The sequence below is a fragment of the Lactobacillus gallinarum DSM 10532 = JCM 2011 genome (assembly GCF_001434975.1).
Taxonomy (GTDB): Bacteria; Bacillota; Bacilli; order Lactobacillales; family Lactobacillaceae; genus Lactobacillus; species Lactobacillus gallinarum.
The window spans coordinates 1-9,529 of the sequence record NZ_AZEL01000075.1 but is presented as its reverse complement, the minus strand read 5'-3'; the positions used below and the strand labels follow the sequence as shown (position 1 = coordinate 9,529).

General features: G+C 36.0%; 7 protein-coding genes and 6 tRNA genes. All 13 read left to right on the top strand.

All coding sequences use genetic code 11. The features are described 5' to 3' along the window. The first annotated feature begins 62 nt into the window (after positions 1–62). The 13 genes from FC37_RS08940 to smpB all read left to right on the top strand — a co-directional run bounded on the left by FC37_RS08940 (position 63) and on the right by smpB (position 9,283). Positions 63–144: transfer RNA gene (locus tag FC37_RS08940), tRNA-Tyr, on the top strand. Between the two features lie 4 nt (positions 145–148). After that, positions 149–219 (top strand) — tRNA-Trp (locus FC37_RS08935). A 12-nt stretch (positions 220–231) separates the two neighbouring features. Further along, a tRNA-His gene (locus FC37_RS08930) sits at positions 232–304 on the top strand. Positions 305–311: 7 nt separating this feature from the next. Continuing rightward, positions 312–383 (top strand) — tRNA-Gln (locus FC37_RS08925). 23 nt (positions 384–406) lie between these two features. Further along, positions 407–477, top strand: a tRNA-Cys gene (locus FC37_RS08920). Between the two features lie 38 nt (positions 478–515). Then, a tRNA-Leu gene (locus FC37_RS08915) sits at positions 516–600 on the top strand. Positions 601–723: 123 nt separating this feature from the next. Continuing rightward, entirely contained in the window at positions 724–1,887 is a 1,164-nt protein-coding gene (locus tag FC37_RS08910; protein WP_025006422.1) for a glycosyltransferase family 4 protein, read from the top strand. Between the two features lie 14 nt (positions 1,888–1,901). Then, positions 1,902–2,945 (top strand): glycosyltransferase family 4 protein, encoded by a 1,044-nt coding sequence (locus FC37_RS08905; protein ID WP_056945621.1) that lies wholly within the window; start codon positions 1,902–1,904, stop codon positions 2,943–2,945. After that, positions 2,945–3,970: a lysylphosphatidylglycerol synthase transmembrane domain-containing protein gene (locus tag FC37_RS08900; RefSeq protein ID WP_025006421.1), complete on the top strand. Its 1,026-nt coding sequence runs from the start codon at positions 2,945–2,947 to the stop codon at positions 3,968–3,970. Before FC37_RS08905 ends, FC37_RS08900 begins: the two co-directional genes overlap by 1 nt. 71 nt (positions 3,971–4,041) lie before the next feature. Beyond that, a complete protein-coding gene (locus tag FC37_RS08895; protein ID WP_025006420.1) occupies positions 4,042–6,102 on the top strand; it encodes an LTA synthase family protein in 2,061 nt (686 codons plus the stop codon). A gap of 66 nt (positions 6,103–6,168) precedes the next feature. Next, the gene (gene secG, locus FC37_RS08890) at positions 6,169–6,402 is read left to right on the top strand and encodes a preprotein translocase subunit SecG (RefSeq protein ID WP_003632304.1); all 234 of its coding nucleotides are present in this window, start codon (positions 6,169–6,171) and stop codon (positions 6,400–6,402) included. A gap of 70 nt (positions 6,403–6,472) precedes the next feature. Continuing rightward, positions 6,473–8,812, top strand: coding sequence for a ribonuclease R (gene rnr / locus FC37_RS08885; RefSeq protein ID WP_056945620.1), 2,340 nt, complete (start codon positions 6,473–6,475; stop codon positions 8,810–8,812). A 12-nt stretch (positions 8,813–8,824) separates the two neighbouring features. Next, positions 8,825–9,283 (top strand): SsrA-binding protein SmpB, encoded by a 459-nt coding sequence (gene smpB, locus FC37_RS08880; protein WP_025006418.1) that lies wholly within the window; start codon positions 8,825–8,827, stop codon positions 9,281–9,283. Positions 9,284–9,529: the final 246 nt, after the last annotated feature.

Genomic DNA, 9,529 nt, shown 5'->3' with positions numbered 1-9,529 from the left:
GTAGAGCAAAGGATTGAAGCTCCTTGTGTCGGCGGTTCGATTCCGTCCCGCGCCATCAAGCTGGAGGAGTAGCGAAGTGGCTAAACGCGGCGGTCTGTAAAACCGCTCTCTCTGAGTTCGGCGGTTCGAATCCACCCTCCTCCATAATAGGGATATCGTATAATGGTAGTACATCGGTCTCCAAAACCGCTGATGTGGGTTCAATTCCTACTATCCCTGTTTACCTTCATGGCGGAATTGGTGAAGGGGTTAACACACCGGTTTGTGGATCCGGCATGCATGGGTTCGAATCCCATATTCCGCCCTAGTATTGGGATATAGCCAAGTGGTAAGGCATTAGACTTTGACTCTAACATGCGCTGGTTCGAATCCAGCTATCCCAATTCTAAATAATTTGATAACTTATGGCGGTGTAGCCAAGTGGTAAGGCAGAGGTCTGCAAAACCTTAATCGTCGGTCCGAATCCGACCTCCGCCTTATCAACAAGATAAGTTGATAATTTAATTTAATATTATGGCGGTGTGGCGGAATTGGCAGACGCGTCAGACTCAAAATCTGGTGTCCATTACGGACGTATCGGTTCGACCCCGATCACCGCTATTATTTTAAAGTGATTCATTTTTGAATCACTTTTTTTGTTTATTGATATATATTTGTAATTTTTCATTATAAATTGCAGTTAGTTTAAGTAATCTTTATAATGCTAAATATGGAGGTATTTAAATGAATATTGGTCTTTATACCGATACATATTTTCCCCAGATAAGTGGCGTGGCTACTTCTATTAAGACGTTAAAAGATGCGCTGGAAAGACAGGGGCATAATGTATTTATTTTTACGACAACGGATCCTAATGTAAAAAAAGGCACAGTTGAACCTAATGTCTTTCGTTTTAGCAGTATTCCTTTTGTTTCGTTTACTGATCGTAGAATTGCATTTAGAGGACTTTTCGAAGCTACTAAGGTGGCTAAGGAAGTCAATTTAGATATAGTTCATACTCAAACTGAGTTTGCATTGGGTACTATTGGAAAATACGTAGCTCATCAGCTAGATATTCCAGCTATTCACACTTACCATACGATGTATGAAGATTACTTGCATTATATTTTGAATGGACATTTATTGCGGCCATATCACGTGAAGCAATTTGTAAAAAGCTATTTAAAAAATATGGATGGCTGTATTGCTCCTAGTGGCCGAGTAGAAGAATTATTAAGACGTTACGGTGTCCAAATTCCGATTCGGGTGATTCCTACCGGTGTAGATATTCAGAGCATGAATAGTGATGCAAATCGTGATGTACGAAAAGATCTTGGTATCGATGCAGATGCACCAGTTATATTGACGTTAAGTAGAATTGCTGCTGAGAAAAAAATAAATCATATTTTGAATGTATTACCAGCAATTATAGAAGAAATACCTAATGTTAAATTTGTGATCGCTGGTGATGGTCCAGATGTTAAAGTGCTCCAAGAGCAAGTTGAGCGTTTAACTTTAGAAGATTACGTAATCTTTGCAGGAAATGTTGACCATGGAGATGTAGGAAATTACTACCGCATGGCAGATATTTTTGTCTCTGCTAGTGATACTGAAACTCAAGGATTAACATATGTTGAAGCTTTAGCAGCCGGCACACCTTGTGTTGTTTATGATACTGATTATACGGAAAATATCTTTGACAAAGATATTTTTGGACGAAGATTTAATACGCAACAAGAGATGCAAGAAGAAATTATTTCTTTGCTTAAGCAAAAACGGGCAAAAATCCCACAAGAAATATTGCAAAATAAGTTGCAGAGTATTTCATCGGATCAATTTGCTACAAATGTGCATGATTTTTATCAGTATGTAATTGATCATTATCAGCCTAAGCATGAAGAAGATTAAAAAAGAGGATATAGATGATTAGAATTAATATGTTCTCACAAGCTGATTCCGTTAAAGGTCAAGGGGTCGGCTCAGCATATAACGAATTAATTAAATTATTGAGAACGCATTTAGTAGATGAATTTTATGTAACAATAAATAAATATGGCAATAGTGATTTAACACATTACCATACGATTAATCCAACTTATTATGCTAATAGTTTTTCACCAGCACGTGGTAGAAAAATTGGCTATGTTCATTTTTTGCCAGATACTTTAGAGGGCTCAATCAAATTACCAGGCGTTGCAAAAAAAGTATTTTATCAATATGTAATTGATTTTTATAACCGCATGGATCAAATTGTAGTAGTTAATCCAATTTTTATTGATAAATTGGTCAATTATGGTATTGAACGCGATAAAGTTAAGTACATTCCTAATTTTGTTTCTAAAACTGAATTTTATGAGGAATCACTTGCAAGCAAAAATGCATTTCGTCATGAATTGGGGTTACCGCTAGATAAATTTGTAGTTTTTGGCGATGGCCAAGTTCAGGAAAGAAAGGGAATAGATGATTTTGTCAAAATGGCAAAAGCTAATCCAGATGTTCAATTTATTTGGGCAGGTGGCTTTTCTTTTGGCAAGATTACGGATGGCTACAGTCACTATAAAGACATGGTAGATAATCCGCCTAAAAATTTAACTTTTGCTGGTATTGTCGATCGCAAAAAACTGGTTAAATATTTGAACATTGCTGATTTATTCGTGTTGCCATCGTATGATGAATTGTTCCCAATGTCTGTTTTGGAGGCATTTAGCTGTGGCACGCCAGTACTTCTGCGTGATTTAGATTTATATAAGGCTATTATTGATGGTTATTATATGAGTGGCCAAGATTTCGGCGAAATGAATCAAGCTTTACAAAAGGCCAAAAGCGATCCACATCTGTTGAAGAAATATAGTGATTTGTCTATTAAAGCAAGTCAAGAATATTCAGAAGACCGATTAGCCCATATTTGGAATGATTTTTATCATGAGCAATACAAATTGGGCAAGGAATTGGGTCAAATTCATTAATGAATAAAAAGCATTTATGGGGCATCTTGATTGTATTGGCAATCAGTGCCTTTGTCTTATATATGGATCTGAAGTCAACACCATTATCAGAAATATTAAAGGCGGCTCATGGTCTTAATATTGTAGCTTTAATAATGGTATTTGGCTTAATGCTTCTGTCATATGTTTGTGAAGCGGGGATCTTAGCCACATTAGCTCATCGTAAAGAAGAGCCTAAAAGATCTGCATGGTCATTTTTGCGAATTCCAATTATTCAGGCTTTATTTAATGCGATTACACCAATGTCAACTGGTGGTCAACCATCACAATTGGCAGCGATGATTCAAATGGGGATGGAAGGTGGTAGATCAACTTCCATTCTATTAATGAAATTCATTATTTATCAGATCGTAGTTTTATTCGCCTATGTCTTTACGATTATCTTTGGCTTTCATATGGTAATGACTAAATTTGCGGGGCTAGCTATATTTATTGCAATCGGCTTTTTGATCCACGTTAGTTCCATCATTTTCTTATTAGCAATCATGTTTGCCTATCATTTTACAAAGAATGCAACTAACGCTTTAATGAATTTGCTGGCAAAGTTCATAAAAAAAGAGCGTGTTGAAAAATGGCGTGCTGCTACTTTAGAAAAGATTGATACTTTTTATGCAGAAAGTCAGAAATTGAAGAAAGAAAAAAAGAAGCTGATTGTAGCTTCGATTTTGACTGTTTTACAGCTATTATTCTTTTATTTAATTCCATTTATGGTACTGACAGCTTTAAATGTGCCATGTTCATGGGCTAATGTCACGCAGATGAATATTATGATTATTATGTTCATGGCGATTATCCCTATTCCAGGTGCATCTGGTGGTGCGGAATACAGTTTTCAGACTTTATTCTCCACGTTTATTTCTTCTCATGGTGCTTTGATTTTAGCAATGTTTATTTGGCGCTTTTCAACTTACTTTTTCGGAATGATTCTAGGTATCTTTGGTTGGATTTTTAAACCTAAAAAGATAAAAAGTTCAGAAAGTAATTAATTTTTCTTAAAAGAAATGCGTCTTGCTTAAATCAGTAGTAAGATAAAATATCGTAATGAGAGGAGAAAGCAATGGAACGTACCAAGTCTTTTTTTAAATGGTTAACGCAAACTAAACTTGGCTTTTTTACGATTGTTTTAGTACTGTTTTGGTTAAAAACATATTTTATATATTTAACGAAGTTTAATTTGGGTGCGGTTGGTCCAATGCAGCAATTTCTGCTTTTGATCAACCCGATACCATCAGGGATGCTCTTGTTAGGTATTGGCTTATTCTTTAAAGGGCGAAAGTCATATTGGATTATCCTAGTAATAGATTTTTTACTAACGCTGTGGCTTTTTGCAAATATACTTTATTATCGTGAATTTTCGAATTTCTTGTCATTTTCGATAATAAAAACTTCAGGTTCGACTTCAGATAATTTAGGAAAAAGTATTGCAGGAATTACTTTAGCTAGTGATTTTCTGGCCTTTATCGATATTGCCGCAATTATTGTTTTATTAATCACTAAAGTCATCAAAATGGACGTACGTCCTTTAAAGCTTAAAGTCAGTTTATTAGTAGAATTGCTGGCAGTTAGTTTAATGGGCCTTAATTTATTGATGGCGCAAAAAGATCGTTCTGGTCTTTTAACTAGAACTTTTGACAATAATTATATTGTTAAATATCTAGGCATTAATGAATATGCCATTTATGATGGTTATAAGATGGCGCAGACGAATGCGCAGATGGCTAAAGCTAACGTATCTGATCTACGCTCAGTTAGACAATACTTAAAAGCAAACTATGTCAAACCTAATCCTGCTTATAACGGTGTAGCCAAGGGTAAAAATGTCTTGGTTATTCACTTAGAGAGTTTCCAACAGTTTTTAATTGGCTATAAATGGAAGGGCAAGGAAGTAACCCCTAACTTAAATAAGATTTATCATCAAAAAGATACGATTAGTTTTGATAATTTCTTTAATCAGGTTGGTCAGGGAAAGACCTCTGATGCTGAAATGATGTTGGAAAACTCATTGTTTGGGTTGCAATCAGGTTCAGCCATGTCGACTTATGGCACTTCTAATACTTTTGAAAGTGCACCAGCTATATTGCATCAACAAGCTGGTTATACGACTGCCGTAATGCATGGTGGTGCAGGCTCATTTTGGAATAGAGATAATGCGTATAAATCATTCGGCTATCAATATTTCATGCCACTTTCATACTTTAAGAATAAGCCAGGCTATTATATCGGTTATGGTCTGAAGGATAAGATCTTCTTCGATCAATCAATTAAGTATATTGAACGTTTACCGCAACCATTTTATTTAAAAATGATTACAGTTACTAACCACTATCCATATAATTTGGATAAGAAAAATCAGTCAATTGATAAGACTAATACAGGGGATGAAACTGTAGATGGTTATGTGCAAACCGCGCATTATCTTGATCAGGCTATCGGTGAATTAATGCGTTGGATGAAGAAGACTGGTCTTGATAAAAAGACGTTGATTGTCTTTTATGGTGACCACTATGGTATTTCAGGTAATCACCATAAAGCCAGTGCTGAATTGCTTAAGAAAGATTCTTTCAATGATTTTGATAATCTGCAATTCCAGCGTGTCCCATTGATGTTCCACATGAAGGGATTAAAAGGTGGTATTAATCACACTTATGGTGGTGAAATTGATGTTTTGCCAACTTTATTAAATCTATTAGGCATCAAGGACAAAGATACTATTCAGTTTGGCTATGATTTGCTTAGCAAAAATGCACCACAAATTGTTGCTCAACGAAATGGCGATTTTATTACTCCTGAATATTCTAAAGTAGGCAGTGATTATTATGATACGAAGACTGGGGAAAGAATTAAGCCTGATAAGAAATTGAAAGCAAAGCTTACTGCAATTTCTAACAAGGTGACAACACAGCTTTCTTTGTCTGATCGTGTAATTGATGGTAATTTGCTCCGCTTTTATCGTCCAAAGTGGTTTACTAAGGTTAAGCCAAAGGATTATGATTATAACAAAGCAACTTCATTGAAGCGGTTGTTCGATGATCCAAGCAAGACATCACTCTGGTATCAAAATCATCAAAAATCGACACAAAAAGATTTTAAGACTGATGCGCCAGAACTTAAAAAATAACTGCAAAAATAAGCAATTTGTGATAAAATCTATTGGTAAGTGTATGTGTGTATTGGAGGCAGCGCATTGTATAATTTAATTATGACGCTACTAATCATTGTTTCAATCTTAATCGTTATTGCAACAATGATGCAGCCACAAAAACAACAAGATGCATTGAACGCCTTATCTGGCGGTGCCGTTTTTAGTGGTCAAACCAAAAAACGTGGTTTTGAGGCATTTATGGAAAAAGTAACCGCAGTTTTATTGGTTCTCTTTTTCGTCTTTGCTATTATTCTAGCTTATATGTCTACAAAATAAATTTTGTACCTCCCGATCAAAAGTGATGGGGAGGCTTTTTTTATATTTCAAAAGATCGGAGATTAATTACATGGCACAAAACGAAAAAATTTTGGCCGGTGTTTTAGAAATTTTTCGCCATAATCCACAAAAACAATTTCGCGTAGATCAAATTGAACGAGAAGCGCGTCGTGAAAGATTGGGTAATTTTACTGAATTAATTAAAGCTCTTTCTTTCTTAGAACATGCAAATAAAATTATTACTGATGGTAAGGGACAATATCAATTAGCCCAAGCAGATACAATCGTCGAAGGTATTTTTAAAGCCAATGACAAGGGTTTTGGTTTTGTAAAGTTAGACGATGAAAATGTTGATGACGTTTTTATTGCAGCTGATTACACAAAGTATGCCGTTGATGGTGACCGAGTAAAGGTAAAGATTGTTGCTGATGGTAATCCTTGGAATGGCAAAGGACCAGAAGGTCGAATCGAAGAGATCCTAGAACGTGGCCTTGAAAGCTTAGTCGGTGAATTCCATCCACTAACTGATGAACAAAGAAAGATCAGTCCTTTTATTGGATATGCTTTAAGCAATAATAAAAAGTTGCACAAATATCGTGTATATTTATCCGAAAATGGTCTGATCCCACAGATGGGCGACATGGTAAAGGTATCTATCAAGGACTATCCTGAAGAAGATTATCCTGAATCTATGACTGGTGCAGTTACTAAGATTATTGGTAACAAGAATGATCCAGGTGTAGATATCATGTCAATTGTTTCTGCTCATGACGTTCGTACTGATTGGCCAGAAGATGCAATGGCACAAGCTAATGCAATTCCTGATCATGTTACTGCAGAAGAGAAAAAAGGTCGAGTAGATATTACAGATCAGCCTGCAGTAACCATTGATGGGGATGATTCTAAAGACTTTGACGACGCCGTTGTTTTATGGAAATTGCCTAACGGAAATTATCATTTAGGTGTCCACATTGCCGATGTATCACACTATGTCAAAGAAAATACACCTTTAAATGAAGAAGCATTTGCTCGTGGTAACAGTACATACTTGGTAGACCGAGTTATTCCAATGTTGCCATTTAGACTTTCAAATGGTATTTGTTCATTAAATGAGGGTGTAGATCGTCTTGTTTTGTCCTGTGACATGGAAATTACACCAGAGGGTAAGAGAGTAGGCTACAAGATTTATCCTTCTGTTATGCGTTCACATGGTCGTATGACTTACAATAAGGTTAATAAGACCTTAAAGGGTGAAATGGATGGCTTAGAGGACAAGTATGTAAAATTACGTCCAATGCTCGAAGAAATGGCTGATTTGCATGCTATTTTATACAAACAACGTCATAGACGTGGTGCCATTGACTTTGAAGAACCAGAAGCAAAAATTATTGTTGATGATCAAGGCAAGCCAACTGACATCGTATTGCATGAACGTGGTACTGCCGAAAAAATGATTGAGTCATTTATGTTGATGGCTAATGAAACTGTTGCTGAAGATTTCTTTAGAAAGCATGTTCCATTTTTATACCGTGTTCACGAAACACCAGATGCTGAAAGAATTAAGAGTTTCTTCGAATTTTGTAGTGCATTTGGCTTAAATATTCACGCTGATCCAGAGAATATCAAGCCACTTGATTTGCAAAAGGTTGTATCTAAGACTATGGGTACACCAGAAGAAGCTGTAGTGCAAATGATGATGCTACGTAGTTTAAAGCAAGCACATTATTCTGAAGATGCATTGGGTCACTTTGGTTTAGCAGCAAAATACTACACTCACTTTACTTCACCAATTAGACGTTACTCTGACTTGATGGTGCACAGAATGATTCACGCATATCAAGAAAATGGAACTACCGAAGACATGCAGAAGCATTTTGCTAGTTACTTGCCAGATGTTGCTGAACAAACTTCTACTCAAGAACGTCGTTCAATCGATACTGAACGTGAAGTAAATGACTTGAAGATGACTGAATATATGGCAGATCAAGTGGGTCAACACTTTGATGCCGTAGTTTCATCAGTTACTAGTTTTGGTATGTTCATTCAATTGCCTAATACTGTTGAAGGCTTAGTACACATTTCTAATTTAACGGATGATTTCTATAGCTTTAATGAAAAGTCATTGACGTTAACTGGACGTGGTACGCATAAGCAATATAAGATAGGGATGCCTATTAAGGTTACCTTGATTAATGCTAACGTTGAGCAGCATCAATTAGACTTTGAAGTTTATGACCCTAACGCTCCTAAGAAGAAGCATAACGATCGAGGGATGAACGATCGTCGTCGTGGCAACCGCGGATTCCATAATAATCACGGGCACCGTGGTGGCAGCAATTATAATAGTCGTGGTAATCACCGCAGCCGTAATCAAGGAAATAGAAGAAATCAGAGAAACTTTAAACATTAGGAGAGATTCTTAATGAAAAAAGAAAAAGATGATAATCTAATTGCGCAAAATAAAAAAGCACGGCATGACTATTTTATTAAAGAAACTGTCGAAGCAGGAATTGCATTAACAGGGACTGAGATAAAGTCTATTCGTGCACGCAGAATAAACTTGCGTGATGGATATGTTCAAATTTATGGTGGTTCTGCTTATTTAGAGAATGTTCATATTAGTGAATATAAGCAGGGCAATCGTTATAATCATGATCCTTTAAGAAGTAGACGCCTTCTTTTGCATAAAAAAGAAATTGCACGGTTAGCTAAGGCACAATCTGAACGTGGAATCGCCATTATTCCGTTAAAGGTGTATTTAAAGCACGGTTTTGCCAAAGTTCTAATAGGTGTAGGACAAGGTAAAAAGGAATATGACAAGCGTCAAACAATTAAGGAAAGAGATCAAAAGCGTGAAATTCGCCGAAAGTATGGCATCTGATAGCATCGCAATCGCAGGATTGCGGTGCTATTTTTGTATTTTTGAAAAAATTTTAAATAAAAATATGAGAGCTAAAGTTCGTTAATTGAAGGTAGAGTGCTATTTTATATAGCAAATAAGATTAGTTAACGCTAAATAAGCAAATAAAAATAAGTGATAATGTTACAACGTTGCCTAGCGTTTCTATTAGAACTCGAACAAAAGAGGGATTTGCCAAAAAAGAGAAAGTAGGGTAAATTAATAAAG

Coding starts and splice junctions, on each gene's coding strand:
- FC37_RS08910 (WP_025006422.1), top strand. CDS start 724: ATGAATATTGGTCTTTATACCGATACATATTTTCCCCAGATAAGTGGC.
- FC37_RS08905 (WP_056945621.1), top strand. CDS start 1,902: ATGATTAGAATTAATATGTTCTCACAAGCTGATTCCGTTAAAGGTCAA.
- FC37_RS08900 (WP_025006421.1), top strand. CDS start 2,945: ATGAATAAAAAGCATTTATGGGGCATCTTGATTGTATTGGCAATCAGT.
- FC37_RS08895 (WP_025006420.1), top strand. CDS start 4,042: ATGGAACGTACCAAGTCTTTTTTTAAATGGTTAACGCAAACTAAACTT.
- rnr (WP_056945620.1), top strand. CDS start 6,473: ATGGCACAAAACGAAAAAATTTTGGCCGGTGTTTTAGAAATTTTTCGC.
- smpB (WP_025006418.1), top strand. CDS start 8,825: ATGAAAAAAGAAAAAGATGATAATCTAATTGCGCAAAATAAAAAAGCA.